The sequence below is a fragment of the Rhizobium johnstonii 3841 genome, from assembly GCF_000009265.1.
Classification (GTDB): Bacteria; Pseudomonadota; Alphaproteobacteria; order Rhizobiales; family Rhizobiaceae; genus Rhizobium; species Rhizobium acaciae.
In genome coordinates, this window is the sequence record NC_008382.1 from 1 (window position 1) to 26694 (window position 26694).

Annotated in this window: 22 protein-coding genes and 1 pseudogene; 17 read left to right on the plus strand and 6 right to left on the minus strand. The window is 60.2% G+C overall.

Annotated features, from left to right (window positions below; all coding sequences use genetic code 11):
- Nucleotides 1-66: 66 nt before the first annotated feature.
- The 3 genes from repA to repC all read left to right on the plus strand — a co-directional run bounded on the left by repA (nucleotide 67) and on the right by repC (nucleotide 3673).
- On the plus strand, nucleotides 67-1281 hold the full coding sequence (gene repA / locus RL_RS24405; RefSeq protein ID WP_011654493.1) for a plasmid partitioning protein RepA: 1215 nt from the start codon (nucleotides 67-69) through the stop codon (nucleotides 1279-1281).
- A complete protein-coding gene (gene repB / locus RL_RS24410; protein ID WP_041936620.1) occupies nucleotides 1278-2303 on the plus strand; it encodes a plasmid partitioning protein RepB in 1026 nt (341 codons plus the stop codon). The genes repA and repB overlap by 4 nt, the downstream gene beginning before the upstream one ends.
- Before the next feature lie 155 nt (nucleotides 2304-2458).
- Nucleotides 2459-3673 carry a plasmid replication protein RepC gene (gene repC, locus RL_RS24415; RefSeq protein WP_011654495.1) on the plus strand — a complete coding sequence of 405 codons (1215 nt, stop codon included), beginning with the start codon at nucleotides 2459-2461 and terminating at the stop codon, nucleotides 3671-3673.
- A 250-nt stretch (nucleotides 3674-3923) separates the two neighbouring features.
- On the opposite strand, the gene RL_RS24420 is transcribed toward repC, so the two are convergent.
- Nucleotides 3924-4841, minus strand: a complete 918-nt coding sequence (locus RL_RS24420) for a nucleotidyl transferase AbiEii/AbiGii toxin family protein (RefSeq protein ID WP_011654496.1) — start codon at nucleotides 4839-4841, stop codon at nucleotides 3924-3926.
- On the minus strand, nucleotides 4831-5667 hold the full coding sequence (locus tag RL_RS24425) for a type IV toxin-antitoxin system AbiEi family antitoxin domain-containing protein (RefSeq protein WP_041936621.1): 837 nt from the start codon (nucleotides 5665-5667) through the stop codon (nucleotides 4831-4833). Before RL_RS24425 ends, RL_RS24420 begins: the two co-directional genes overlap by 11 nt.
- A gap of 1161 nt (nucleotides 5668-6828) precedes the next feature.
- Here RL_RS24425 and RL_RS24430 point away from each other — a divergent pair.
- From RL_RS24430 to RL_RS24480, 11 genes and pseudogenes are all read left to right on the plus strand, one after another.
- Nucleotides 6829-8961, plus strand: coding sequence for a ParB N-terminal domain-containing protein (locus tag RL_RS24430; protein ID WP_011654499.1), 2133 nt, complete (start codon nucleotides 6829-6831; stop codon nucleotides 8959-8961).
- Nucleotides 8962-9064: 103 nt separating this feature from the next.
- Nucleotides 9065-9720, plus strand: a pseudogene (locus RL_RS24435) (hypothetical protein).
- A 75-nt stretch (nucleotides 9721-9795) separates the two neighbouring features.
- Nucleotides 9796-10986 (plus strand): hypothetical protein, encoded by a 1191-nt coding sequence (locus RL_RS24440; RefSeq protein WP_011654501.1) that lies wholly within the window; start codon nucleotides 9796-9798, stop codon nucleotides 10984-10986.
- Nucleotides 10987-11084: 98 nt separating this feature from the next.
- The gene (locus RL_RS24445) at nucleotides 11085-11339 is read left to right on the plus strand and encodes a DUF6117 family protein (protein ID WP_011654502.1); all 255 of its coding nucleotides are present in this window, start codon (nucleotides 11085-11087) and stop codon (nucleotides 11337-11339) included.
- Nucleotides 11340-11468: 129 nt separating this feature from the next.
- Nucleotides 11469-15860, plus strand: a complete 4392-nt coding sequence (locus tag RL_RS24450) for a bifunctional class I SAM-dependent methyltransferase/DEAD/DEAH box helicase (RefSeq protein WP_041936622.1) — start codon at nucleotides 11469-11471, stop codon at nucleotides 15858-15860.
- Between the two features lie 12 nt (nucleotides 15861-15872).
- The gene (locus RL_RS24455) at nucleotides 15873-16922 is read left to right on the plus strand and encodes a DUF7146 domain-containing protein (RefSeq protein WP_011654504.1); all 1050 of its coding nucleotides are present in this window, start codon (nucleotides 15873-15875) and stop codon (nucleotides 16920-16922) included.
- Nucleotides 16923-17301: 379 nt separating this feature from the next.
- Nucleotides 17302-18243, plus strand: coding sequence for a DUF2493 domain-containing protein (locus RL_RS24460; RefSeq protein ID WP_011654505.1), 942 nt, complete (start codon nucleotides 17302-17304; stop codon nucleotides 18241-18243).
- Nucleotides 18244-18315: 72 nt separating this feature from the next.
- Nucleotides 18316-18576: a type II toxin-antitoxin system Phd/YefM family antitoxin gene (locus tag RL_RS24465; protein WP_011654506.1), complete on the plus strand. Its 261-nt coding sequence runs from the start codon at nucleotides 18316-18318 to the stop codon at nucleotides 18574-18576.
- The gene (locus RL_RS24470) at nucleotides 18566-18985 is read left to right on the plus strand and encodes a hypothetical protein (protein ID WP_011654507.1); all 420 of its coding nucleotides are present in this window, start codon (nucleotides 18566-18568) and stop codon (nucleotides 18983-18985) included. Before RL_RS24465 ends, RL_RS24470 begins: the two co-directional genes overlap by 11 nt.
- A 460-nt stretch (nucleotides 18986-19445) precedes the next feature.
- Nucleotides 19446-19769 (plus strand): DUF736 domain-containing protein, encoded by a 324-nt coding sequence (locus RL_RS24475; RefSeq protein WP_025398107.1) that lies wholly within the window; start codon nucleotides 19446-19448, stop codon nucleotides 19767-19769.
- 56 nt (nucleotides 19770-19825) lie between these two features.
- Nucleotides 19826-20158 (plus strand): hypothetical protein, encoded by a 333-nt coding sequence (locus tag RL_RS24480; protein WP_011654509.1) that lies wholly within the window; start codon nucleotides 19826-19828, stop codon nucleotides 20156-20158.
- Nucleotides 20159-20220: 62 nt separating this feature from the next.
- Here the strand turns inward: RL_RS24480 and RL_RS24485 are convergent, their stop codons facing one another.
- Nucleotides 20221-20499, minus strand: coding sequence for an HU family DNA-binding protein (locus RL_RS24485; RefSeq protein WP_011654510.1), 279 nt, complete (start codon nucleotides 20497-20499; stop codon nucleotides 20221-20223).
- Nucleotides 20500-20913: 414 nt separating this feature from the next.
- Between RL_RS24485 and RL_RS40250 the strand changes: the two genes are divergently transcribed.
- Nucleotides 20914-21078, plus strand: a complete 165-nt coding sequence (locus tag RL_RS40250; protein WP_165419125.1) for a hypothetical protein — start codon at nucleotides 20914-20916, stop codon at nucleotides 21076-21078.
- 198 nt (nucleotides 21079-21276) lie between these two features.
- On the opposite strand, the gene RL_RS41160 is transcribed toward RL_RS40250, so the two are convergent.
- Entirely contained in the window at nucleotides 21277-21624 is a 348-nt protein-coding gene (locus tag RL_RS41160) for a WGR domain-containing protein (protein ID WP_011654512.1), read from the minus strand.
- A gap of 438 nt (nucleotides 21625-22062) precedes the next feature.
- On the opposite strand from RL_RS41160, the gene RL_RS24495 reads away from it, so the two are divergent.
- A complete protein-coding gene (locus RL_RS24495) occupies nucleotides 22063-22548 on the plus strand; it encodes a hypothetical protein (protein WP_368372880.1) in 486 nt (161 codons plus the stop codon).
- Nucleotides 22549-23646: 1098 nt separating this feature from the next.
- Here the strand turns inward: RL_RS24495 and RL_RS24500 are convergent.
- Nucleotides 23647-24399 (minus strand): IS6-like element ISRle6 family transposase, encoded by a 753-nt coding sequence (locus RL_RS24500; RefSeq protein WP_041936623.1) that lies wholly within the window; start codon nucleotides 24397-24399, stop codon nucleotides 23647-23649.
- Complete coding sequence (locus RL_RS40010; RefSeq protein ID WP_162039381.1) at nucleotides 24350-24502, minus strand: hypothetical protein; 153 nt, start codon at nucleotides 24500-24502, stop codon at nucleotides 24350-24352. Before RL_RS40010 ends, RL_RS24500 begins: the two co-directional genes overlap by 50 nt.
- Before the next feature lie 464 nt (nucleotides 24503-24966).
- On the opposite strand from RL_RS40010, the gene RL_RS24505 reads away from it, so the two are divergent.
- Complete coding sequence (locus tag RL_RS24505; protein WP_011654519.1) at nucleotides 24967-26607, plus strand: hypothetical protein; 1641 nt, start codon at nucleotides 24967-24969, stop codon at nucleotides 26605-26607.
- Nucleotides 26608-26694: the final 87 nt, after the last annotated feature.

Sequence of the window (26694 nt, forward strand, 5' to 3'; positions counted from 1 at the left end):
TTGCCATCGGCGGAATTCTTTCGATTTGTCGCTTCAAACCGCCACTGGCAGGAAACGGGTTATGGGATGGCGAAAAACGCAGTAAAGGCAGCGTCGGAAATCGAAGGATTGACCGCTTTGATGGAGCGGCATGCTGAGGCCCTGTCGGGACAATTGCAAGCGCATCATGTCAAGGTCTTTCCGCCGTCTGCAGAGAAAGGCATCCGAGGGTTTGGGCCGTCGGAGGCCGCAAAGCTTCTCGGCGTCAAAGAATCCTATCTTCGCCAAATCGCTTCCGACATGCCGGAACTGAACGTCAGTACGGGTGCGGGCGGCCGTCGTATATTTTCGATCGAGGATATCCATGAGATCCGGAAGCATATGGATCAGGTGGGTCGCGGCAATCGACGCTACCTGCCCCACCGGCGCGATGGCGAGCAACTGCAAGTCATTTCCGTGATGAATTTCAAGGGTGGGTCGGGCAAGACCACGACGTCGGCACATCTGGCCCAGTATCTTGCGATGCGGGGATATCGCGTGCTCGCGATCGATCTCGATCCTCAGGCCAGCCTGTCCGCCTTGTTCGGCAACCAGCCGGAAATTCATGTAGGTCCAAACGAAACGCTCTACGGCGCCATTCGCTACGATGAAGAGCAGCGCCCGATCGAAGAGGTAGTCCGGGGAACCTACATACCCGATCTCCATCTCATTCCCGGCAATCTTGAGCTTATGGAGTTCGAGCACGACACACCGCGCGCCCTAATGAGCCGCAAGGAAGGCGATACGCTTTTCTACGGGCGGATCAGCCAGGTCATCGAGGACATCGCGGACAATTACGACGTCGTCGTCATCGACTGCCCTCCCCAGCTCGGCTATCTCACGCTTTCGGCGCTGACCGCCGCAACGTCGATCCTGGTGACCGTGCATCCGCAGATGCTCGATGTCATGTCGATGAACCAGTTTCTGGCAATGACGTCAAACCTGCTGCGGGAAATCGAAAATGCTGGCGCCAGGTTCAACTTCAACTGGATGCGGTATCTTATCACCCGCTTCGAGCCGAGCGACGGCCCACAAAACCAGATGGTAGGTTACCTCCGGTCGATCTTCGGCGAGAACGTGCTCAATTTTCCGATGCTGAAAACGACGGCTGTCTCCGATGCCGGGCTGACAAACCAGACTCTTTTCGAAGTCGAGCGGGGCCAATTCACGCGTTCCACCTACGATCGCGCCTTGGAGGCGATGAACGCCGTCAATGACGAGATCGAATCTTTGATCAAAAAAGCGTGGGGTAGATCCACATGAGCCGAAAGGACATTTTGGGCGTTTCCGCAACTATACCGACCGCGCCTTCGCCGCACGATCCGCAAGCGCCAAAAAGCCGAACCATGCCGCTTCTCGGCGTGGCCCGCAAAGACCGTGACCCCGCGACCAAGCTGACCGCCAATATCGGCAACGCTTTGCGCGAGCAGAACGATCGCGTGGAACGAGCCGAGGAAATTGAACGGCGTCTTGCCGAGGGACAGGCAGTGATCGATCTCGATCCGAAGGTTATTGACCCTTCGTTCATGCAGGATCGGATGCCGGGTGACATTGATGGGCTGCTCGCGTCTATCAAGGAACAGGGTCAGCAGGTGCCAATCCTCGTGCGCCCTCATCCGCAGACGTCCGGCCGCTATGAAGTTGCCTTCGGCCATCGCCGCTTGCGCGCGGTGACGGAACTCGGTCTAGCGGTCAAGGCGGTCGTGCGGGATTTGACGGACGAGCAGCTGGTGGTTGCCCAAGGTCAGGAAAATAACGAGCGCCAGGATCTATCCTTTATCGAGAAGGCGCGCTTTGCCGCCCGCCTGAAAGAACGTTTTACCCGCGACTTGATCATCTCATCGATGTCAGTCGACAAAGGCGATCTCTCCAAGATGCTCTCCATCATCGAGGCCCTTCCCTCGGACTTGATCGATGCCATCGGCCCTGCCCCCGGTATCGGCCTCAGAAGCTGGCAGGAACTGGCAGAGCTGATCGATAAGACCTCCTCGGCCGACAACGTCCTCGAGCACGTGCGTTCCAGCGAGTTGCAGTCACTTCAGTCCGCAGAGCGATTCAAGGCGCTGATTGCACATCTGAAGCCGCGCCGGTTGGAACGCGGTCTCCCTGAGGTCATGTCGAGCCCTGCTGGCGAGCGCCTGGCGCAGGTGAAGCAGAGCAAGGCGAAGGTGGAAATCATGATCGATCGGAAGGCGATGCCGGACTTTGCGGCCTTCGTGCTCGAACAACTGCCGGCGCTTTATGAAGCGCACCGTGCGAAACAGAAACAGAAGAAGGAAGCGTAACGCGCAAAAGAAAAGAGCCCCCTCAACGTTGCCGTCGCGGAAGCCCTTCTGTCTCTTTAGCACGAACAGAATCGCATTTCCTCGAATCCTCGTCAAGAGTCTTTGGAACCGATCTGGTGAGCAAATTTCTTTTGCCTGCTGAAAGGTAAGAGACGATGCAAACGGGAAATGTGACGACGCCCTTTGGGCGGCGGCCGATTTCGCTTGCCCTGGTCAGACGACAGCAAACTGTTGCCGAGATCAAGGCGGGGAAGTCGGCAGAGAAGTGGAAAGTCTTTCGCGACGTTTCGGCGGCAATGGCTCTGCTTGGCATTCAGTCCAACAGCTTGGCGGTGCTTGACGCCTTGCTGAGCTTCTATCCGGAAAACGATTTGCGCCAAGACGTGCCGCTGATCGTTTTTCCGTCGAACGCGCAGCTGTCATTGCGTGCCCATGGCATGGCGGGTTCCACCCTCCGACGGCATCTTGCCGTGCTTGTTGAGGCCGGCCTGATCGTTCGAAAAGATAGCGCCAACGGCAAGCGCTACGTACGCAGAGACCACACGGGTGATATCGAGAACGCCTTCGGTTTCGATCTTTCGCCATTGCTGTCTCGCGCGGAAGAGCTCGCCATGTTGGCGCAGCAGATCGTCGCGGAGCGCGCCGCCTTCAAGAGGATGAAAGAGAATCTGACGATCTGCCGGCGCGACGTGCGCAAGCTGATTTCGGCTGCCATGGAGGAAGGGGCAGAAGGCGATTGGCAGGCTATCGAAGACATTTACGTCGGGCTGATTGCTCGAATACCACGCACACCATCGCCCGCTGATGTGCGGGCAATCCTGGAAGAAATGCAGATGCTGAAAGAGGAGGTGCTCAACCGGCTGGAAAATCAGGAAAAAGCGGAAAAATCTAGCGGCAATGCTGCCCATATCGAGCAGCACATACAGAATTCAAAACCCGAATCCATCAATGAACTTGAACCTAGCTCAAGAAAAGAGCGGGGGGCAAAATCGAGCGAAGGAAATGGGGGCCAGCGAGAGCCGTTAAAGGCGTTTCCACTCGGCCTGGTGTTGAAAGCTTGCCCGCAGATTATCGATTATGGGGCTGGCGGCGCGATCGGGACCTGGCGCGAGTTGATGTCCGCAGCAGTCGCGGTCCGGTCGATGCTGGGGATCAGCCCATCGGCCTATCAGGAGGCGTGTGAGGTCATGGGGCCGGAAAATGCGGCGGTCGCGGTTGCCGGCATTCTGGAGCGAGCAAACATGATCAATTCTCCGGGCGGATACTTGCGGGATCTCACGCGGCGGTCTGAGCGAGGCGAATTTTCGCTGGGACCGATGATCATGGCCTTGTTGAAGGTGAATGGTCTGGCGCAAACGAGAGCGGGGTAGGGCGGTCGGGCCATTTCGAAGAGAACCGCGGGGACGGTTGGCTCCGTAGAGAAGTTGGTCGCGACCAACTCTGCTAAACCTTTGTAGTCGCTGGGTTTTTGAAATTCGACATTTTTGAGCGAAATCACCAGCTGGAAGTACGGCCTTCGAGGAAGACCGAAGGGGTAATCTCCGATAGGCGCGGCGTCGGGCGCTAGGAGAAGCGAGCCAGCCGTCGGATCATCGATCCTGCAGATCTGCCAAAGGCGCATCATCGTGTGAAGAGGCGCTCGATCTCCTCGTGCTGTTCGGCGTGTTTAGGCGGATTGTCGTTCCTTAGTTTTTGCAGGTTGAGGATCTTCCAGCGGACAGCCGGCAAGGCGAGGGCGTGCGGCAAGCCGATGGCCTCGAAGTCGGGGTCACCATCGTGAAGGGACAGCAGAAACGTGCGGGCCTTGTCATCAAGGCGCGCCTGGATGTCCTTCAGGAACCGCTCCCGGACATCCAGCAATTCGTCCAGCGAGACCTTCTCGATTGTCATCCCATCGAATTCTTGATTGAAGACATGTGCAACGTAGGCCCTATTTGGCTGCAGCAGCTCGTGGGGCGGGCGTCCGGAGCTCGCCACGTAGACGAGGAAGGTGCGAAACAGCGGGTCCGTCAGTCCCTCGTGTTCATAGAGCAACTTGATGTCGAATAGATCGCGCGGATGCTGGCGATCGACTGCTGCATGCATCTTGCCACCGAAGAGATCTTCGAAGGCGACAACCTGCATTTCTGCAAAGCCAAACTGGTCTTCGACTCGCTCGCTGACCCTGCGTTGTTCGACGGGGTGCACCGTGCCACGGGCGACTGGAGAGGTTTCGATCTTGATTGCGGTGTGGCCCCGCCTCACCTCGACGCGCGTATCGCCGCCGCCACCGCCGGCTATTCGCCTAGCCCGGACGCCCTTGATGCTTTCGACCTCCCCAGCGATCCGGTCGAGGGCCGCGTCGATTTCGGCCAAACTCTCGTCCCTTGGTTTGAGCGGAAGGTAGGTCAGGTCGATATCGACCGAGAGACGCGGGAGATCTCTGTAGAAGAGATTGATGGCGGTTCCACCCTTCAAGGCGAAAACTGGTTCGTCGGCAATCATCGGCAAAGCCTGGACGAGGAGCTCGAGCTGGGAAATATACTGGTCACGGGCCATCGTTGCCCTCCGGCTTCCCGGGAAGATACTCTTCGGGAATGGTGATGCGGTATGTGGGATGCAGTTTACCGCCCTTGATGAATGAGCGGTCGCCGCTTCCAAGTTCGATGATCGACCGCTCGACATGCTTGAGCCAGGCATGCTCGTGGCGGTCGGCAAAGACAAAGAAAAGCCTTTTCACCTGGACCTTGGTGCAGTCGGCCAGAAGCTCGGTGATACGGCGCGGGCGCAGGTTGGTCAGACCCTCGAAGATCGTATCGATGTTATGAAAGCTTTCGTTGTCCGGCAGTTCGTCCAGCGCTTCGAGGATGGCCCGCTCCGGCGTTGAAGCGCGTATCGTCCAGTTCTGTAGAAACAGAATGGCGTTGCCGTCCGGTTCAGCCGCCAGTGGTTCGATCCCAAGATTCGCCGTCTTGAAGAGTCGCGTGCTGCGCAGGACGGGGAGGCCATTGGTGGGGAGATTCGCGAGCCATCGGGGAGCATCGCCATAGATGAAGACTTTTTCGGCGGCCCCTAGCGCCAGGTAATGCACATGCCCGCGAAGTCCGAGCGCCGTGCGGCCGCCGACATGGAACGGGTAATTCATGATCGTCTGTGCAGACATGACCGCAATGCGCCAGTCGATACGTTCTTCTGCCGAACCATCCCGCCCTGAGGGACGCCGATAAACGCCATGCATGACGGGCTCGAGCCAGCCTCGGCGGAGATAGTCATGTGTCGAGCTCCGGCGGATTTCCATTTTCCGCATCCATGCAGAATCCACGATGAAGCCTGCCGGGACCTCGTCCAGCATCGACTTTAACTTATCGCGTTTTTGTTCGCTCATGACGGACAAAAATGGCACCTTTAAAAGTGGTGCGCAAGGAGACTTTATAAGAAAGGAAAATTGTCCGTTCCAAACGGACTTTCAAGGCCGATCTGGCGGCGGTGAAGCCCGCCCGTCATCGTTCGTTTTGAAGCCATTTTGCCCAAGGCTGTAGGAAGGCGCGACAGTTCTTCATGGCCACGCGCAGAAAATGCCGGCTTCGACCTTGCGATCCTTCCCTTTCGTATTCACGAAGCAGAACGCCCGGCCCGGGACGCCAGATGTGCTTCGACGATCTTCGGCGAGGTACAGCACGCTGCCATTAGCACAGCCCCTGCAGTCAGTCCCGCTGGCAATTCGAGAGCAGCTCTCACGTCGGCAGGCAGACCTCCTTTCGAAAGGTCGGGAGGCCCGTTCCGCATCGGTAGATGGTGGTATCGCCAGACGTCGGGTTGGTAGAATGGCACTTGGGAGATCGGCTGCTCGCCGATGTTTTTCCGAATTGCCGCAGCCAATCGACTGCTTAGGACGCTGTCGTTCAAATGCCCGAGTGTATGCCTCATCGGCGTTCATCTCCTGGCGATCGAACGCTCGGGCGAGCGCGCCATCCCGGTCCACTGACACGTTCTTATCCCGGTCCCGAACCGCACATAATTTCTCAAATTCGCTAGTCCCTTGGCTCTTCTGCGCTATCGGCTGCGGTTTGCTCGTTGGGGTGATTTTCCTATTTTAGTTTGGCCTGGCTCCTAATGCGGAGGGGAACAAAAGAAGAACACAATTAGTATTCTTACGCGCATGAAGTCCTATTCAACGCGATCCTGGGGAAGGCCGTGGACAATGTCGCTCGAGCGCAACGCCGGGGGAGGAACTGAGGGAGCGGATTGCACACCTGGACGCTCCCTTCGCTTTAGCACCTCGTGCACAACGCGTCGCGGATCGGTTCGACTGGCATCGTCTTCGGCCCGGGCTGTCGGCAACGCTGAAGCATGGCCGTGCCAGTCTTCACCCGAGGGCTTCGATCCCTGACGCAGCATTACCGGATCTTGGCCGAAAGGGAAGCTTCGCCAGTGGAAGCGGTGGGACATGGTGAGAAGGCGGTAGAGGAAGAGGAGGGACGGAAAGCTGTGACGGATTGAGAGGGTTGGAGAGAGGCTCCGCCCGGTCCGTCATGGAGAAACCGACATGGCCCAGGCCATTCAGAAAATCACCCTCAGTGCAGCCCGGGATATTCCCTTCAACAAGCTGGTGCTCAGCCAGCAGAACGTCCGTAAGATCAAGGCGGGCGTCTCAATCGAGGACCTGGCGGAAGACATCGCCCATCGCGGTCTGCTCACCAGCCTCAACGTCCGCCCCGAACTCGATGGCGATGGCAACGAGACCGGCGTCTACCGCATCCCGGCCGGCGGGCGCCGTTATCGCGCCCTTGAGCGCCTTGTCGCGCAGAAGCGATTGGCCAAAACCGCCGGCGTTCCCTGCATCGTCAGCAAAGGCGAAACCCCCGAAGTCGAGGACTCGCTCGCCGAAAACGTCCAGCGCGTATCCTTGCATCCGCTCGACCAGTTCCGCGCTTTCCAGACTTTGCGGGAGCAGGGGCTCGGCGAGGAGGAGATCGCCGCGCGCTTCTTCGTCTCGGTCGCGACCGTCACGCAGCGGCTTCGTCTGGCATCCGTCTCACCGCGGCTTCTCGATCTTTATGCCGAGGATGAGATGACGCTCGAACAGATCATGGCGTTCTCGATCACCAACGACCACGTTCGCCAGGAGCAGGTCTGGGACACGATCTCGCGCTCCCATAGCCGCGAGCCCTATTACATCCGCCGGCTACTGACAGAAACCGCGATCCGCGCCAGCGACCGCCGCGCCGTCTATGTCGGCATCGAAGCCTACGAGGCCGCGGGCGGTGTGACCATGCGCGATCTGTTCGACCAGGATCAGGGTGGCTGGCTGCAGGATCCGGCGCTGCTCGAGCAGCTCGTGATGGAAAAGCTCAAGGCTGACGCCGACGCGATCCAGGTGAGCGAAGGCTGGAAATGGGTCGAAGCGGCCTTCGATTTCCCCTACGGCCACACGTCCGGCCTGCGCCGCTTCTACGGCGAGCAGGCCGAAATGACTGAGGATGAGCTGGCACGCTATGACGCCACCCGCGCCAGATACGACAAGCTCGACGCAGAGTATGCGGAGGCAAGCGAGTACTCAGAAGCGACCGAACGGAAGCTGGAAGAGCTCGGCAGCGAACTCGACCGGCTCAACGACCGTCCGTACGTGTTCGAGCCACAGGAGGTCGCTCGCGGCGGTGTCTTCGTGTCGCTCGGCGCCATTGGCGAGCTCAAGATCGAGCGAGGATTCGTGCGGCCCGAGGATGAGCCGAAGGATGAGGCCGATCCGTCGACTGATGGCGGTGACGATCATGACGCTCATGACAGTGCTCGCCCGGTAACCGGCGCCGCCGGCGGGGAAGGCACCCAACCGGACGAGGAGGACGAAGCGATCAAGCCACTTCCCGATCGCCTGGTTCTCGATCTCACGGCAGCTCGGACGATCGCTTTGCGCAATGCGCTCGCGAACGATCCCGTCATCGCCTTTGTCGCTGTCCTGCATGCTTTTGTCCTGAAAACCTTCTACGTCTACGGCTCGGATTCATGCCTGGAGGTGACGCTGCAGAGCGCTCGCTTCAGCCAGACGCCCAGCCTCGGCGATGCGGTCTGGGCCAAGGAGATCGATCAGCGGCACGATGGCTGGGGCCAGGATCTGCCCAAGGATCCGAACGATCTGTGGGATTTCCTGATCAAGCTCGATGAGGTCAGCCGGCAGGCGCTGTTTGCCCATTGCGCCTCGTTGTCGGTCAACGCGGTGATCGAGCCCTGGAACAAGCGGACCCGGGCGATTGCTCATGCCGAGCAGCTGGCCCGCTCCATCGGCTTCGATATGGTGGAAGTCGGCTGGACGCCGACCGCCGACAACTATCTCGGCCGTGTCACCAAGGCGCACATCCTACAGGCGGTCCGAGAAGCCAAGGGTTACCAGGCGGCGGAGCTGATCGGCCATCTCAAAAAGACCGACATGGCCCGCGAGGCCGAGCGGCTGATCACAGGCTGCGGCTGGTTGCCGGAACCGCTTCGCATGACGGTCGTGGATGGCATCAGCGAAAGTGACGCTGTCGCCGATGATGCCTCCGTCGGGTCCGATGAGGGCGAGACCGCCTCGAAACTCCCCGACCTGCCGGCCTTCCTGCTCGACGAGCCGGGAACGTCGGACGATGACGCCGGCGATAAGGAAAGTGGAATCGACGGCGAGCATCTCGCCGCCGCCGAATAGGTTCACAAGCATCACATCAGCTGACCCGATCGCCGTTGCGGTCGGGTCTGCTTTCCCAATAGCCCGGCCATAGCGCCGGGTTTTTCCGTTTCAGGAGGCACCTATGCCTGACTTCACCATCGAGACCACCTATCACCTGCCGGTCTTCCGGCATCGCACCTATGAAGCTGACACGCTGGACGAGGCGTGCCGTGCTGCCATCGAAGATGACAGTTGGGATATCGCCGAGAAGGACGTCGATTCCTCGGGCGCAATTCATATCACCGGCATCTGGGACGGTGCACATGCGGCCTATGCGGGGCCGCCGCTCCAGATCCCTCCGCAGTTCAACGAACCTGTCCAGCGCCGGGCGCGTCATTTCGAGATCCTGCTCGGCCTGTTGAAGATCCTGTTCGATGACGTCCGTGCGGCCCGGCCACCGTCGCTCGATGGCTCGCTCGATCTGCCTGGGCGATCGCCCGAGGAGAAGCCATTCTCGCCGGAGACCCGGATCCTGAAGAGCCGGTCGATCCGCCAAAGCCTTCCCACGTCCTGGTCAGGCTGCAGGAGGGTGGTGTGCGCGACGCAATCACCGCGGTGCTCGATGCCGACCCGAGCTTTAAGGGTTTAACATCCGAGGCGGTGACCGACGACGAGGTCCATGCTGCATGCCTCTCTGTCGCCACCACGATGGATTTTTCCGACGTGGTCGGAAGCGCCGAATTCCAGGCAGCGCTCTCAGCGATCCAGTCGGCGCATCGCCGGCTGGCCTCCGAATGATCCTTCTTCTTCCCGAGACATCCCTGAACCTCACCCGGCTGCCGCGCCGGGTTTCCGCTTTTAAGGAGACAGCTTATGACTACTCTCACGTCCAACAACCCGTCCGCCCGTTCTCCCTTCAAGGTCGATCTCTCTCGCGGTGAGCGGATCGGCCGCGTTTCGTCGGAATGGTTTTCGCGCCCCGACGATGAACGCTTCCTGTCGCTGAGCGATCTCTACGACACCGTCCGGTCCCGCGCCGAGCGCGCCCATGCCCGCACCATCGAGAGTGCTGCGATCCGCGTCGAAGCAACGCGCGACAATGCGGAGCGGCTTGAGCTTCTCGTTCCCGGTCAGCGTCAAGCGATCGCACCGACCCACTGGAGCTACGGCCAGCTTTGCAGTCTCATTGGCGCACCCGCCACCTATATGCGGCAACTGCCGGCGCCGCTTGCGGCGATCAACCTGCAGCATGGCCTGCTCAACCATCGTGCCGAGCTCGTCAAGACGCTTGAGATGGATGACGGCCGGCTGGAACTGCGCGCAGTGACCGGACCGGAATACGGTCGGATCTGGGATCATGAACTGGTCTCGTCGGTCATGAAGATCGCCGGCAACGGGACCGGCGACACGATGTGGAAAGTACCAGGTGTTCTCGACTGGGCGACGATGACCCACAATCCCTTCGTCGACATCACCAAGGACACGACCACCCTTTATGCCAGTGATCGAGACGTCTTCCTGTTCCTGGTCGACGACACCCATCCGATCGAAGCCGGACGCCTGCCAAACGGTGAGCCCGACCTCTATTTCCGCGGCTTCTACGCCTGGAACTCGGAAGTTGGATCGAAGACGCTCGGCATCGCCTCCTTCTATCTGCGAGCGGTCTGCGCCAACCGCAATCTCTGGGGCACGGAGAATTTCGAGGAAATCACCATCCGGCATTCGAAATTTGCTGCTCAGCGGTTCGCGCATGAAGCAGCACCCGCGCTGACCAGCTTCGCCAATTCGTCGCCTGCGCCCTTCATCGCCGGCATCAGGGCGGCGCGCGAGCGGATCGTCGCGCGCGAGGACGACGACCGCGAAACCTTCCTGCGCCGGCGCGGCTTTTCGAAAGGCGAGACCGGCAAGGTGATCGAGATGGTGCTGTCGGAGGAGGGACGGCCACCGGAGTCAGTCTTCGATTTCGTGCAGGGCATCACCGCGCTGGCGCGCACCAAGACCAATCAGGAGACGCGTCTCGAACTCGAAGGCAAAGCGAAGAAGTTGCTCGAGAGTGCCTCCTGACGCGCCTCGAGACAGATCAAAACTAACCTCAACATCAACATCACCATCACCGTCAGCCCGGCCGCCGTGTCGGGCATTTTCTTTCATGGAGAACTGCAATGGCTATCCCCGATCATGCCAGCACGAATTTCGATACGCTGTTGCGCGCAGCAGCCGACGGCAATCTGGCGCTCATGGAGTGTCTCGACGCGGTGACGCGCGAGCCGCGTTACGTGCTCTGCGCCGTCGGCCGCACTGACGGCGAATACGTCTTTACGCCATTCGGCCATCTCGCCGATGGCAATCCTTACGATGCCTATCTGCCGCCCGATCCCGATGATCCGACTGGCTTGCTCGTAAGCCCGGCGACCTAGACGCTGACGATAACCGGCGGTTTAAGCCGGCGATCCCCGATCCTGCCCTGGCAGCCCAATTTCGTTCCTCCGCCCTTCGGCAGGACGCTGGGTTCCCCTGTTCTTTCCTCACTCTTGGAGCATCCTTCGATGAATATCATCTCGCATCCGCAAATCGTTTCCAGCTCTCCACGTCTTGAGACCAAAACCGGCGCTGACGCACTTATGAATGCTGGCGGTCGGATCACGCCGCTGCTGGAGCAAGGTAGAGTCCTCGGCACAGCTGACCTGCGGCAGATCATGACCGAGGTTTTCGGCGGCAGCGACGCAGAGGGCGTCTGGCTCTGGAAGGAGGCCTATGAGGCGACCGAGATCGCCCAGGTCCTGTTCCTCCGCAAATTCCGCGCGATCGTATCCGGTACCCCGTCGCCCCAGGCGACGCTCGCGATGCTGACGAAAGTGGCAAACCTCGTGCCGACCCATACACGCCGATCCGAGGAGAGCCAGGCACTGCAGCAATTCTCGACCCCCATCCCGCTTGCCTACGTCGCATGTCGCGCTGCCGGCATCATAGCCGCTGACGTGGTGCTCGAGCCGTCGGCTGGGACCGGCATAATGGCGATCTTTGCAGAACTCGCGGGTGCACACCTGACGCTCAACGAATACGCGATGGTCCGGCACCCGCTGCTGCAGCGGCTTTTCCCCGGCGTTCCGGTATCGCAGCACGATGCCGCGCATATCGACGATTACCTCGATCGTCCCATTCGCCCAACCGTGGTGTTGATGAATCCCCCTTTCTCAGCCGGCGTTCACGTCGAAGGTCGCGTGGCTGATGCCGCCTGGCGGCATCTGGCCTCCGCATTGGCGCGGCTTGCTCCCGGTGGGCGGTTGGTCGCGATCACCGGCGCGAGTCTTTCTCCCGACAATCCCGCCTGGCGGGATGCTTTCGTACGGCTGCAGGAGAAGGGCACGGTGCTGTTCACCGCGGCGATCGACGGGAGCATCTACGCCCGTCATGGAACGACGATGGAAACGCGCCTGATCGTGATCGACAAGATCCCGGCGGGCGATCCTTCGAAGCTGGTGACGTCGAAGGGTACCGCGCACGATCTCGGAACACTGCTCACCTGGATCACCGGCCTTCCGCCCCGCGCGCCCGCGGCGGCGTCGAACTCCATCGGTGCGCTCTCTAACGGTAGCCTGCGCGCGGACACGATGCGTCCAGCAGCGGTTGCCACCCCGACGCATCGCCCCGCGGTCGGAGGACAGGCGCAGCCTGCAGCAACGGTCCGTCCGATACCCGTCGATGACGAGATCATCGAACTCTCCTACGAGCTGCGGGACGCTCGGCCGAAGGATGAGGCAAACGCTGCCGACGGCATCTACGAGACCTACCGGCTGCAGTCGATCCACATTCCCGACGCAAAACCTCATCCTGACACGCTGGTCGAATCCGTTGCGATGGCCTCGGTCGCACCGCCGAAGCCGAGCTATCGCCCGCATCTGCCGAAGCGCATCGTCACCAGCGGCGATCTCTCGGATGCCCAGCTCGAGAGCGTCATTTATGCCGGCGAAGCCCATTCCGGCTATCTCGCCGGCCATTGGACAGTGGATGGCTCCTTCGACAATCCCAAGGTCGTCGGATCCGATGCAGAACATGCCGTCCGCTTCCGCCGCGGCTGGTTTCTCGGTGATGGCACGGGCGCGGGCAAGGGCCGCCAGGCTGCCGGCATCATTCTCGACAACTGGCTCAAAGGCCGCCGTCGCCATGTCTGGATTTCCAAGTCAGACAAGCTGATCGAGGACGCGCAGCGCGACTGGAGCGCGTTGGGCCAAGAAAAGCTGCTCGTGACGCCGCTGTCGCGTTTCCGACAGGGCAAGCCGATCAAGCTGGAGGAAGGCATCCTCTTCACCACCTTTGCGACGCTGCGCAGCGATGAGCGCGAGGGCAAGCGATCGCGCGTGCAGCAGATCGTCCACTGGCTCCGGAGTGATTTTGACGGCGTCATCGTCTTCGATGAAGGCCACGCCATGGCCAACGCCGCCGGCGGCAAGACGGAGCGCGGCGACAAGGCGGCATCGCAACAGGGCAGGGCGGGACTTCGCCTGCAACGTGCACTTCCGGACGCCCGTATCGTCTATGTTTCGGCGACCGGCGCAACTGATGTGGAATCCCTTGCCTATGCTGAACGGCTCGGTCTCTGGGGCAGCAGCGACTTTCCCTTCCCGAGCCGCTCCGAGTTCATCGCGGCTATCGAGGATGGCGGTGTTGCGGCGATGGAAGTGCTGGCCCGAGACTTGAAGGCGATGGGTCTCTACGCATCGCGGTCGCTCTCCTTCGAGGGCGTCGAATATGAGATCCTCGAGCACGAGCTGACCGAGGAGCAAGTCAGGATCTACGATGCCTACGCCGAGGCCTTCCAGGTGATCCACAATCACCTGGATGCTGCAATGGAGGCGTCCGGTATAACCGGCAAAACCGGGACGTTGAACAGACAAGCCAAGGCGGCCGCACGTTCGGCCTTCGAGAGCTCGAAGCAGCGCTTCTTCAATCATCTTCTGATCTCGATGAAGGCGCCGGCCCTTCTCAAAGCGACCGCTGCAGATCTGAAAGAGGGTCACGCTGCGATCGTCCAGCTCGTCTCGACGGGCGCGGCTTTGACCGAGCGCCGACTGGCACAGATCCCCACCGAGGAATGGGGCGATCTGCAGGTCGACGTCACGCCGCGGGAATATGTGATCGACTACCTGTTACACTCCTTCCCGGTGCAGCTCTTCGAGGAATTCTCCGACGCCGAGGGCAATCTCAGCTCCCGGCCTGTTCATGATGCGGACGGCAACCCGGTGATCTGCCGGGAGGCCGAGCGTCGGCGCGACGAACTGGTCGAAACCTTGGGTAGCCTGCCGGCGATCCCGACGGCGCTCGACCAGATCGTCCAGCACTTCGGAACGAGCCAGGTCGCCGAGATCACCGGCCGCTCGCGCCGCATCGTCCGCCGCGAAAACAACAGCTCCATTGCCCGCTATGCCGTGCAGAACAGGCCGGGCAGCGCCAATCTCGATGAGGCCCGCGCCTTCATGGACGACGAAAAAGGCATTCTCGTCTTCAGCGACGCCGGCGGGACCGGCAGATCCTACCACGCGGATCTCGGCGCCAAGAATCAGCGCGTGCGTCTTCACAACCTTCTGGAAGCCGGCTGGCGCGCCGACGTGGCGATCCAGGGCCTCGGGCGCAGCCATCGCACCAATCAGAAGCAGCCGCCCCGGTTCCGGATGATCGCCACCAACGTCAAGGCCGAACGGCGTTTTCTCTCGACCATTGCCCGGCGTCTCGACACGCTAGGCGCCATCACCCGCGGCCAGCGCCAGACCGGCGGGCAGGGGATGTTCCGATCCGAGGACAATCTCGAATCGCAATATGCCCGCGACGCGCTGCGGCAATTTTACGGACTGCTGCATGCTGGCAGGATCGAAGGCTGCTCGCTGGAAACGTTCGAAAGCATCACCGGCCTGTCGCTCACCTCGGAGGAGGGCGGATTGAAGGATGAGCTGCCACCCATCCAGACCTTCCTCAATCGCATGCTGGCGCTGACCATCACCATGCAGAACGTGCTGTTCGAGGCCTTCGAGCAACTGCTCGCCGCCCGCATCGAGGGGGCGATTGCTGCCGGCATTTACGACAAGGGCCTGGAGACGATCACCGCAGACAGCATGACGGTCACCGACCGCCGGCTGATCTACACCCATCCGGTCACCGGCGCGCGGTCGCACCTCTTGACCATCGAGCGCAGGGATCGCAATGCGCCGATGCAGCTCAAGGATGTTCAGACCCTTGTGAGGCAGGATCCGCGCGCGAAGCTGATGATCAACGGCAACTCGGGCCGGGCAGCCGTGATGGTCCCGACCCGCTCCATCATGCTGGAAGACGGCTCCATTCAGCCGCGCGTCTCGCTAATCCGGCCGACGGATGAGCTCCGCTTCGAAGTCCGGCAGCTCGAAGAGACCAGCTGGCAGGAAATAGACGAGCAGGCTTTCGCAAATGCCTGGGATGCCGAGGTTGCCGCCGTGCCCGAATTCTCGACGTCCACGGTGCACATCGTCAGCGGATTGCTGCTGCCGATCTGGAAACTGCTGCCACAGGATTTCTGCCGGGTGCGGCGTCTTCAGACCGATGACGGCGAGCGGATCGTCGGCCGCGTCATTGCTCCGGATCGGCTCGCTGGCCTTTGCCGCAACTTCGGGGTCGATCAGACGCAAGTGCTGAGCGGCGACCAAGCGTGGGTGGCGCTGGTCGACGGATCCTCGATTGTCGGTCTTGCCGGTGACATGACGCTCCGCCGCGTGCGTGTGATGAACGAGTACCGCGTCGAACTGACCGGCTTTACCGACGGCATGCGCGACTGGCTGCGGTCGATCGGTCTGTTCTCCGAGATGATCAATTGGAAGCTGCGCTTCTTCGTGCCGCTGACGGATGAGGGTGCGGAGATCCTGTCGAGCCTGATGCAGCGTCATCGCCTCGTCGATGTCGCGCGCCGGTCGTGACGGAGGTCTGCCATGCTTTCCGCGTCGGACCTGGCGGGCCGTCTCGCGCAACACGCGGAGGCGGTCTGCCGTCACTATCTTTCCGCCGGCCGCCGCGCCGGCAACTACTGGCTCGTCGGCGACGTCGCCAACAGCAGGGGCCGGTCGCTCTATGTGCATTTGATCGGCCCGCGCGCCGGCAGGTGGACGGATGCCGCGACCGGTCAGTTCGGTGACCTGCTCGATCTCCTCCGCGAGACCTGTGGCCTCGTGGACTTCCGTGACGTTGCCGAGGAGGCGCGTCATTTTCTCAGTCTGCCCCAACGCGAACCGGTGTCGGACCTCAGGGGCGACGTCGGTGATGCCTCTCCGGTCGAGCGGCCGGCGACGGAGCAGGCACGACGGCTGTTTCGAATGGCGCAGCCGTTGGCGGGTACGCTCGCCGATATCTATCTGCGCGAGCGTGGCATCTTGCGGGCGTCGACCCACGCGGCGCTGCGCTTCCACCCGTCATGCTACTATCGCAATTTCATGACTGGCCGGACGACGAGCTATCCGGCCCTGATCGCAGCCGTCACCGACGACGCCGGAGTGATCACCGGCGTGCACCGCACCTATTTGTCCCCGGGGCTCGACCCGAGCGGAGTCGGCAAGGCCAAGCTGGACGATCCCCGCCGCGCGCTCGGCGGACTGCTCGGTAATGGCGTCCGTTTCCGCTTTTCGGTCAATGCGTCCGCGCCTGTCCTGGTGGCAGGTGAGGGCCTCGAAACCATGCTGTCCCTCTCACACGTGATGCCCGGCATGCCGATGGTCGCGGCCCTGACTGCTAATCACCTCGCGGCTTTCAACGTCCCGCCCGAATGCCGGCGCCTCTACATCGCCGCCGACGCGGATGCGGCCGGCCGGCATGGGATCGAGGGATTGAGCCGCAGGGCGCAGGAATGCGGGATCCTGCCGTTGGTGCTGTCGCCGGAACTCGGCGACTTCAACGAGGATCTGCGCTGGCTGGGTCCGGACCAGATGACCGCAAGTCTGCGGCTTCAACTCACTCCGGAAGATGCGGTGACCTTCCTGCCCCGATGAGCCTTGCCGGAAGGCGCAGGAGGGCGGGACGCAGGCGGCGTGGGCGAGAGGACGGTCCGTGGTGCCGGCTCCCCGTGTGGATACGCGCCCGCGGGCCTGCCGAGGGGCGACCCTTACCACGCGGGCCTCCGGGCCTTCAGCGGGTCGGTCGGGTTTCTTCCCCTGCCGGGCCATTTCCGCGCATCGGCTCCCCCTAAAACCGGTTCCCACTTTTCGGCCAATGCGATGGCCCGTCATTCCTCGCGGATCAAGAAACCCTTCCTCCGCCGCCCGGCGCTTCGCTGGGCCGCTGCGCTTCGCTCGCGGTTCCGGCCTCGGCCCGCGTGACCGGGTTCGCCGTCAGGCCGCGAGAGGCGCGGCCCACGAAACGGAGACCACTATGGACCTGATCCTTCCCCCCGACGACGGCTTCGAGCCCCATCACGCGTCCTCTCCGACCGACCGCTTCATCTACGAGATGCAGGTCTTCGGCTATCGCCCCTTCCAGGACGAGCCCGACCCGCGGCCATTGCCGGAGGAACCGCAGGTCCAGTCATCGATCATCGCGATCTTCGAAGCCTTCGCCGAGATGCTCGGCAACACCCGGCTGGAGCCCGATCTCGAAGACCTGTTCTGGTCGATCCCCAATCTCTTCCATCGCGCCGGCGAGCGCATTCAGCGCGAGCTCGACCGAAACGAGGAGGCACAGCTCACCGGCCAGCGCGAGCAGGACGGCTCGGAGGTGAAGAGTGTCGAACTTGAGCGCCTCATTGCCGAGGGCATCACGCTCTTGGAGCGCCGCAACGCATTCGAGTTCATGCGCGACTACGCGGCCGACTTGTTCGAGGCGCAGACCGGTTCGTCCTGGCGACCGCGCACCGGATCCAAGGTAAATCATGCGAACATGACGGCGGCGATGATCGACAGCCGTGACTTCCTCTCGGCCAGACGCCGCGCCGAGACCGAGGTGCTAATCCCGGCCGGCACCAAGATCGCTTTCGCCGGTGGCATGGACTATAACGATCATGAGCGGATCTGGGCCAAGCTCGATCAGGCGCATGCGAAGTATCCTGACATGGTATTGCTGCACGGTGGCGCGCCGAAGGGTGCAGAACGTATCGCCGCCTGCTGGGCTGAAGCCCGCCGGGTGACGCAGATCACCTTCAAGCCCAACTGGACGAAGCACGCCAAGGCAGCACCCTTCCGCCGCAATGACGATATGCTGTCGGTCATGCCCTCCGGATTGATCGTCTTTCCCGGAAACGGCATCACAGGCAATCTCGCCGACAAGGCACGCCGGCTCGGCATTTCGGTCTGGCAGGCATCAGGAGACGGCGCGTGAGCGCCGCTTTCCTGAATATATGGAAAACATGGAGAAGATGGATTATATGGAAACTGAAGTGGAGACGTAGCGATGAAGCAATTCACGACAGGTGACTTGAATAAACAAATCGGCGATATCACCGACGCGGCGAGCCGCGAGCCGGTGATGCTCACCCGGCACAAGAAGCCGCGTTTCGTGCTGATGAGCTACGAGCACTATGAGCGCATGCGCACCGGCGGCGATACGCGCAGGGCCTATCATATCTCGGAGATGCCCGCCGAGCATGCAGAACTGTTCGACGAGGCGCTCGATAAGTTGGCGCGCGGCGAAGGCTACGACGATGAGCCGTGAATTCCACCCCGGCGAGGTCATCTCCTATCCGTACCTATGGGCCTGGCAGCAGCAGCGCGGGGAAACCGAGGGCCGTAAGCAGCGCCCCGTCTGCGTCGTGATCGCCATCCGCAATGCCGCCGACGGAAACACGCACCTTGCCCTTCTCGCCATCACCACTCAACTGCCGCAGACGGGCCGGATCGCTCTGGAGATCCCGGAGATCGAGCGCAAGCGTGCGGGCTTAAGCGATCTGAAGCAGTGCTGGATCATGGTCGACGAATACAACTACGATATCGTCGAGCGCTCCTGGTACATTGAGCCCGATCAGGACATCCTCGGCCGCTTCAGCAAACCCTTCATGGTGAAGATCGCCAGACTGTTTGCCGAGGCGCGCGGCCGAACCGGCCGGGTCAACCGCCTCGACTGAGACTTCCCGCATCCCCACCGCCCTCCGAAGCGACATCCCTTGAAATCACCTCCGTCACGCGGTCCGGCTCCGCAGAACTGCAGTTGCGTTAGGAGAGGCGGACAATTCGCGTGCCACGCCACCGAAGCCGTCTTTGATGATGAGGATGAGATCGAGTCGGTGCTGATCTCCCGCGTCGCGTCCGCTTGGTTGACGGCCAGTCCGTTGACCCGAACACCACCGACGCATGCCACGTGCGCGGTACTCGGCGGGGCCATAACCGGCAGCCAAGGCGAGGTCTCCTGCTGACGTCGCAATCAAGGACCATTCCCGTTCTTTATGTCGCCTTTCTAAGGGACCGGCCGCGATCAGCGTCAACCCGCAAGGGGTTCCCCTTCGCTACGCTCCGGTGACGCCTGCGGCAGGCCCCTTCTTCGGGCGCCATCGGGAATGGTCCCGATGCAACGAAGGAGACAATTCCATGGCTACCACGATCGCAACCCTCACCGAAAAGACCGACGGCACTCTCGAAGGCGTCTTCGCCACCATCCGGGTCAACGCCCCAATCGCCCTCGTCCCGAACGCCAGCAAGGCGAGCGAAGAAGCCCCGGACTACCGCATCATCCACCGCAAGACCGGCTTTGAGATCGGCGCGGCCTGGAACCGCATCTCCCGCCAGACCGGCGAGGAATACATCTCCACGAAGCTCGAAGCGCCCGAGATCGGCGTGATCTTCGGCAACGTCGCCCCGGCGCCCGGCGGCGAGCCCGGGAAGAAGGTCATCCTCTGGAACAGCCCTGCCTGAACCGGACCGCCGGCCCCGAAATCGGGGCCGGCCTCCCCATTCCAAAGGAGGCCGCCATGAGCCGCTACACAATTACCGTCACCAGGACCGCATCCCGCCACACCGACCCGGATGCCATTATCGGCTACGACCGCCCGCTTCAGACGTTTTTCCTCCAGGCATTTCCGGACGCCGGTGGCGAGGATCTCGAACTCTGGCTTGGCACGGACTTGAGGGAATTCGAAACACTGTCGCAACTGCGGTCCGCTGCAATCGCACGCGGTTTCGACTTCATACCCTTGGCATCCGGCATTCTTCACAGGCTGCTGGACGACCATGCCCGTGAAGCGCGTCACGCGGTCAGCGACCCGATCATCCAGGATCTTCTTGAGCGGACATCCGCTCGCTGACGCAAACCAAAACGAAAATAGCCCGCCACGGCGCCGGGCTATTTTTTGCTTGGCTGACAAGATTACTTGTTCAGCGCATCCTTCAATGCCTTGGCCGGCGTAAAGGCCAGCTTCTTGGCCGCGGCAACCTTGATCGTCGCCCCGGTCGACGGGTTGCGTGCCTCGCGCTCCGGTGTCGCCTTCACCTTGAACTTGCCGAAGCCTGGGAGGGAGGTCTCGTTGCCGGCCACCGCGGCTTCGGTGATGGACGCGATCACCGCTTCGACGATCGCCTTTCCCTGAGCCTTGGTGAGGCTGTGTTCGCCGGCGATCTTGTCGGCGATTTCATTGGTTGTGGTCATTTTCTTCTCCGCATCAACGTTAATGCGAGAATCCCTGACAGGGGATCAAAGCGCTGTCATCGACGCACCGCGTCAAGATCAACAATTTTGCCCATTTTTCCACAACTACCAAGGACTTTGAGGCATCTCCGTGGGTCTGCATGGTGGATCTGCAAGCGGGCATCGAGCCCGCTTGCGGATCTCTGGTGCCATACCTGAGGAAATGTCTGCTCAGTCCGTCCGAGGGTGTCATGGGGGCATGACGGCTTCAAGGACGAGCGGTGCCCCCAATTTTGCCTCCGCTCCGGTTCCCTGCACTCCGACAAAATCGGCACCCCCACTCGCCGCCGCTGGCGGTCGCGTTCCGCGATCCCTGACCCCGCCATGCACCCATGACCGTGCGCGTCGTCTTTCACAAACGTCAAGGAGACGACGATGCTTCTGGAACAACACATTGAAGAGCTTCGCCTCGAACTGCGCGAAGCAATCGACCCGGTGGAGCGCCGCGAGATCGAAAACGAACTGGAGCTGGCGCGTGCCGAACTGGCGGTGATCACCGCAGAGCAGGAAGGCGCAATCGACACCGAGCCACCCTTCTGAGGGTGGCTTTCGCCATGTCGCCTGGCCTGACGCGCCGGATCGACCGGCGCTTCAGGCCAGCTTCGCGCGCAACCCGCAGATGTCAGAACCTGCGGAGGTTCTTGCGGGAAGAGCGGAAGCGGTGGGATACCCCAACTCCTGTTTCGATCCCATACGATCGACATGAAGATGGCATCCGCCTCCGCGGCACTCCCTTCGCTATCGATCACCCGATGCATCTTGCCGTATATGCGGTTTCGGCCTGTATCCGCGCGACCGCCTCTTTCGCAAAAGCTGAAGGAACAGCCTGACCGCCTCTTCCTCCCGCGCGAAATGATGCTCCCGCCTTTGCCCTTTTGCGCCGATACGGCCCCATCGGCGGATGAGACAGGCCTCGCCGAACAGGGTGGGCTCGATCGACATGGCATAGTAGCGGGCCATATTTTTCGTGGCGTCCGTGCGTTCGAAATAGAGCTGGTAGGGTTGCGCGATCATGGCGGCAGGATCGCTGAGAGCCGACTCGACGTCCAACGAGACATTTGAATCGGTCCGTGTCGATTGATTCATGATGGTGATGAGTTGCCCCGACGGGCAGCATGATCCGGGCGAGCCGCCTGCGGCGGACGGTGCTATTCGCTGGCGCTCACGGAGCCCGAAGGCGGTCTCCGCCCATTCGGGTGACGCCCTCTCGCGGCTGCCGCACCCTCAGTGCGATTATCTGCCGGGCAACCAGGTTAAAAGGCGGCAGGGCCGGCTGCGCTCGGCAAACGGTCACGTCGCCTGTCGGCGACGTGGTCTATCTCTCTCTGACTTCCTATTGTCGCATTCGCCCCGGCGGCCTCAAGGACATCGCGGCCCCTCCAATTTTTCCGCCGCGCCGCTGACGCGACACGACGAAAAAATCGGTTCCTCCGCTCGCCGCCGCTGGCGGTCGCTTTCGCGATCCTTGACCCCTTGGGTCGCCAATGCGGGCACCTTTTCGTCAGAACGAAAAGGAGACTTCTTATGTCTGATTTCAACTTTCTCATGCTTCATGCCAAGCTCGCCGGCTTCAAGCTTCTCGTGAGCGCGAACCGTATCGGCTGCGAGGATGAATTCTCAAAGATGCTCCACGACCGGCTGATGGCCGGCCTTGATGGGGCGATCCGCTCGACGCGCCGTATCGTGGCCCTGCAGCGTGAATTGATCGCTGAGGACGATACCGACGGGGTGATCTCATGCCAACTCCAAGGCGAGGAGGAAGTCCTCGCCCGCCGCACGCTTGTGCTCCTCGATGAGCTAGAGATCGATTACTTCACCTATGAGTATCGGGTCAACGACGGTGAATGGCACAACGCCTTGTCGGCAGACTACGACGGCATCGAGATCAGCTATCCGACGACCGTCTCGGTGAGCGACACGGAGATCGGTCCCCTCGCTACGATCATCCACGATTGCGCGGGAAACAGGTATTGCCATCAGCGTGGTGCGCGTCGTTTACGATTAAGCTGATGGGACGAGAGGCCGTTCCGCCTCTCGTCTTTCCCACTGGCTTGACCGCTTGCAGGCATCGAGCCAGCGCGCGTTCCTGAGGGGAGAAACTTGCCGCCTCTCCCCTCAAACACCCCTCTCCCTGTGGTGCGGGATGACACCCGCCCGGCCTTTCGGGCCGGTTGGCGGACGCTGCCGCGACTTCCCCAAACAAGACGGAGAGGATGAACTCCTTGCGCTACGCCCGCATTCTTCGGGCATCCGCTCCAGGTGTTCATCCTCTCCTGCAGTGCGCTCGCCGTCTCATCGTTCGCATGTCGTCGATGCCCGTTCCCTCCGGTCACGGTCCTCTCGACTCCTCACGACGACAGCTCGCTTCAGCATCTCCCATCAAATCGGCCTGGACACCGTGCTGTTCCTCCGGCGCGGATCACAGGCTTGCCCCTGTGAGCGCTATTGCTTTGTCTCACGACTCGCAACAGCATCAGCGCCTCGGGCACGGTGTCCAGGCCGATTTGATGGGAGATGGCAGGATAGGCTATCGGTATACCGTTAGCCGTTTTCGCCCGAGGGGCGATGGCCGAGAGGCGTGATCAGTGCCGGAATCTGTCGCCGCTTATTCGCAGGGGTAGGGTCTGCCGGGGACATGGATTTGGTCTTGGTAGAGGTCGTTCGGCGGCAGAAAGAGGCACCTTCTCACGGCGGCACATTAGATCGCTGGTCTGTGAATCGGCGAGCGGGCAATTCCCCCGCTTCGCCAATCAGGCGTTCTCGCGTTTCGGCGGTTGGGCTGGTCGGTGGATCAGCGAATAGGTTCGTCAGCGATTGTGCGGCTCGGAGAATAGGTGAGGGGGTGCTTCGCCAACTGCGCGCATCGGCAAACCGGCGATCGCGCTTATTGCTCATAGACGATTTCAGCGAATAGGTGGTTGAGCCAATTAGCTTTTTGCGGATTGGGAGTATGAACCGATAGGTAGCTTCGCGAACCGACGGTTCGGCGATTGCGCGGATGAGCGATCTTGCGAATGAACGTCGAGGCTGCTTTTAGCGGGGAGGCTTTTACCGGGCTTGTCGCAAACTTCCACAGAGGCCTCGGCTATCCCCTGAAGGATGCTATTTTCATGTTTTGTTAACCTTTGTAAGTCCGAAGAGGCGCGCAACCAAATCGTTTTGATCGTTGATCGTCCAGCCGCCGGAAAAGCCGAAGCCTTTTCTCAACCACAGCATCGCCTCGAAACCGGCAATCGTTCGCCGCGCCGTGTTGAAGGATTGGAAGCCGCCGATCTTCGGCATGTTCTTTTTCACACGGAAATGATCGCTCTCAATGCCTTGTTGCAGGTGCTTGGTCACATAGTGCACGGGGTCGGGCTGTAGAAGCCCGTCTTCAACCGAAGCTTTGATCGCCGACGGGAAGGTATTGGCACCATCTGTGCAGATCTTGTTCGGCGACAGTAAGGGCTGATCTTTCAGCGTCTTGCGAAGGAACCGCTTGGCGGCTTCGAGATCTCGCTTTGCGGAAAGCAGGAAATCCACCGGGTTGCCATGCTTATCGATGGCTCGGTACAGATAGCGCCATTTGCCGCGGATCTTAACGTAGGTCTCGTCAATCCGAACCGATCCACAATGCGGCCGGCGAAACTGGCGAAGACGCTTCTCGATCATCGGCGCATAGCTCAATACCCAGCGGTTGATCGTGCTATGATCGACTTCGAAGCCGCGCTCCTCGAACATTTCTTCCAGATCTCGATAGCTCAGGGGATATCTCAAATACCAGGTGACCGCCTGTACGATCAGCCATGCCTCGAAATGCCTGCCTTTGAAATCATCCTTCGACTGCCGCTTCAGCTTTTCGGCAATAGCATTCAGAATCATCCGTACGCTCCACAACATTTGGAGCGGAAATTTCTCCTCCGACGGTCAACATACCGTTAAGCGCAAAAATTTGCGACAGGCCCGTGAAGGGTGTCCAGGCCATTCGATGTCTCCGTATTTGTCGCAAAATACAAAGAATCTGATTGCCGCCCTTCACTCAACCCCACGACCGCCAGCCATTCTTGAACAGACGCTCAGACGGTCTGAGCTCAACGCTTACTTTCAGACGTAACACAATTTAGATTGACCACTCAAAATACATGCACAATCTATTGCAATTAGGAAGGCGGAATAGCTCACGATATGCAAGGGAAAAGGTAACGCACTACATGAAAATAAAATTGTCAACGTCAGGTATCAAACGCACTCGTACCGCCGAATGGCCTGCGGGGAGGAATAATACAATCGAGAATTCGGACGACTATCCTCCAATGGACAATCCGGAGTTGTTCATGGCTGATCGAGAGCGCCGCCTTATGGCAATGAAAAGAGCAGTTAAGGCTCGGGACGAAAAACACAAGAATATAAAGTGAAATACTTGCAATAAGCTACGGAAGGACGATTTCTGTGGGTGATAGTGAAGACAACAATATGCAGATCGACGGCCTGGTCAAGAACGAGTCCTCGGACTCTCACGAGGACAAGATCGACGGCCTGGTCAAGAACGAGTCCTCGGACTCTGACGAGGACAAGATCGAGGCCGTTGCTAAGCGGTTGTCAAGGCTTAAAGTGGTGGCCAGTCGGCCTCCAAAGGCCGCCAGACTCCCATCGAATGAAATTATGTTGATTGGGGTTCAAGACATCGAACTTAAAAGGCTCGGTATTCCTGTAGTGCCAGTGGGTCGGGACGCCTCAGAGGACGATCCAGCGAAAAACGCTTATACCTTCTTCAAGGGGACAGAATTTCAGGCTCTTAATGGGGTTGGCAACAAAACGCCCAAAGAGCTTGACCACGAGCTTGTGTACATAATGTACCACGGAAACTATTACACTAAGAACGGCCTATGGCATGCGATAAAGGCGCCAGACGGCCAACAGACAACAAAAGACTATAAGGACTATGAATTCAGGACCATAACAACATCATTAGGCTTGACCGCAGAGCGAGACAACAGGCTCTACCAAAACGGCGAAGCCGTTAAGAAAGATCAAAACGGAAAAACGGTATTCAAGGACGGAAAACCAGAAAAAGTTCCGTTATATAGACTGGACGGCGAGAAGCAGATCTATAAAACCCCAGCTGGGGATAGAAGGCGCGAATTTGCTCACAGGGACTATCACACAAGCGGCGAGCAGGCGCCTGACATCCTGCATCGAAGGTCGGATGGTAAGATAAAGGGGTTTTCGCGACTTCCGAATGATGGTTATGAGACGGTTAGCGCTTGGGAAATGGAGGCCGATCTTGGCGGCCAGGTTTGGCTGAAGTCGAAACTTCACGGCTACCAAACAATCGACTACATCGAGAGCACGCAGGGTACAGATCAAGCCACCTACCGTTTGCGGGACTATGTCGGTGAAGACCGAGGCTACAACGGGAATACGCATAGTGCCTACGTAAAGATCGACACGACGTACTTTCCAATCAACGAGGTTGTAGAGGGATTGCCCGACGACCCTGCCGCGAAGGCCGTCCAGGGAAAGCCCTCCATGGATGCGATGGAGCACCGGATGATCATCAGAATGCCTGAGGGCAATACGTTCGCCACGCCGGATTTTGTAGCGAGTCATCATCCGGAATACTTCAAAAGTGTGTGCAACGAACACCAGATTAACCAACAATGGGGTAAATTTAAGCCTGACTGGAATAAGATGCTTGATAAATATGCCTCCGATTCTCGTGTCCTTGTGGAGGTTGATGGAACGCTAGTTAACGCCGGTTCCATTGAACTTAAAGATCGTGCGTCCATAGTGGACACCTATGCTTCAGACAGGATTTTCTACGCAGATGACGGAAAAACCGATAGAGGCGGAATATATACGAAACCCTCATTTACGTCTCTAGCTCAAACTCTGCAGAGAGCTACTCAGCAGAAGAATGAAGGTAAACGACTGGATATTCCGAATTGCGTAACTGATATCCTCATAGGGCGTAGCGGACCCCACTTGGGCGACGTCATAGACGTGGCGAGCCCGCAGCCTCCTCCGACTGCGGATAGCAGGTATGACGCGCGTCACAACAGAATACGTGACGCCGCCAACAGTGTTTGAATCGTGGGCCGGCTCGGGTTCAGTTGAAAATGAGCTGAGCAAAATCAGTCACCTTGCTGTCGTTGTCAATCGACGTTCTTTGTAGGA

Excerpts from the sequence above, each read along its gene's own strand:
- repA (WP_011654493.1), top strand. The coding sequence starts at position 67 with ATGGCGAAAAACGCAGTAAAGGCAGCGTCGGAAATCGAAGGATTGACC.
- repB (WP_041936620.1), top strand. The coding sequence starts at position 1,278 with ATGAGCCGAAAGGACATTTTGGGCGTTTCCGCAACTATACCGACCGCG.
- repC (WP_011654495.1), top strand. The coding sequence starts at position 2,459 with ATGCAAACGGGAAATGTGACGACGCCCTTTGGGCGGCGGCCGATTTCG.
- RL_RS24420 (WP_011654496.1), bottom strand. The coding sequence starts at position 4,841 with ATGGCCCGTGACCAGTATATTTCCCAGCTCGAGCTCCTCGTCCAGGCT.
- RL_RS24425 (WP_041936621.1), bottom strand. The coding sequence starts at position 5,667 with ATGAGCGAACAAAAACGCGATAAGTTAAAGTCGATGCTGGACGAGGTC.
- RL_RS24430 (WP_011654499.1), top strand. The coding sequence starts at position 6,829 with ATGGCCCAGGCCATTCAGAAAATCACCCTCAGTGCAGCCCGGGATATT.
- RL_RS24440 (WP_011654501.1), top strand. The coding sequence starts at position 9,796 with ATGACTACTCTCACGTCCAACAACCCGTCCGCCCGTTCTCCCTTCAAG.
- RL_RS24445 (WP_011654502.1), top strand. The coding sequence starts at position 11,085 with ATGGCTATCCCCGATCATGCCAGCACGAATTTCGATACGCTGTTGCGC.
- RL_RS24450 (WP_041936622.1), top strand. The coding sequence starts at position 11,469 with ATGAATATCATCTCGCATCCGCAAATCGTTTCCAGCTCTCCACGTCTT.
- RL_RS24455 (WP_011654504.1), top strand. The coding sequence starts at position 15,873 with ATGCTTTCCGCGTCGGACCTGGCGGGCCGTCTCGCGCAACACGCGGAG.
- RL_RS24460 (WP_011654505.1), top strand. The coding sequence starts at position 17,302 with ATGGACCTGATCCTTCCCCCCGACGACGGCTTCGAGCCCCATCACGCG.
- RL_RS24465 (WP_011654506.1), top strand. The coding sequence starts at position 18,316 with ATGAAGCAATTCACGACAGGTGACTTGAATAAACAAATCGGCGATATC.
- RL_RS24470 (WP_011654507.1), top strand. The coding sequence starts at position 18,566 with ATGAGCCGTGAATTCCACCCCGGCGAGGTCATCTCCTATCCGTACCTA.
- RL_RS24475 (WP_025398107.1), top strand. The coding sequence starts at position 19,446 with ATGGCTACCACGATCGCAACCCTCACCGAAAAGACCGACGGCACTCTC.
- RL_RS24480 (WP_011654509.1), top strand. The coding sequence starts at position 19,826 with ATGAGCCGCTACACAATTACCGTCACCAGGACCGCATCCCGCCACACC.
- RL_RS24485 (WP_011654510.1), bottom strand. The coding sequence starts at position 20,499 with ATGACCACAACCAATGAAATCGCCGACAAGATCGCCGGCGAACACAGC.
- RL_RS40250 (WP_165419125.1), top strand. The coding sequence starts at position 20,914 with ATGCTTCTGGAACAACACATTGAAGAGCTTCGCCTCGAACTGCGCGAA.
- RL_RS41160 (WP_011654512.1), bottom strand. The coding sequence starts at position 21,624 with ATGAATCAATCGACACGGACCGATTCAAATGTCTCGTTGGACGTCGAG.
- RL_RS24495 (WP_368372880.1), top strand. The coding sequence starts at position 22,063 with ATGTCTGATTTCAACTTTCTCATGCTTCATGCCAAGCTCGCCGGCTTC.
- RL_RS24500 (WP_041936623.1), bottom strand. The coding sequence starts at position 24,399 with ATGATTCTGAATGCTATTGCCGAAAAGCTGAAGCGGCAGTCGAAGGAT.
- RL_RS40010 (WP_162039381.1), bottom strand. The coding sequence starts at position 24,502 with ATGGCCTGGACACCCTTCACGGGCCTGTCGCAAATTTTTGCGCTTAAC.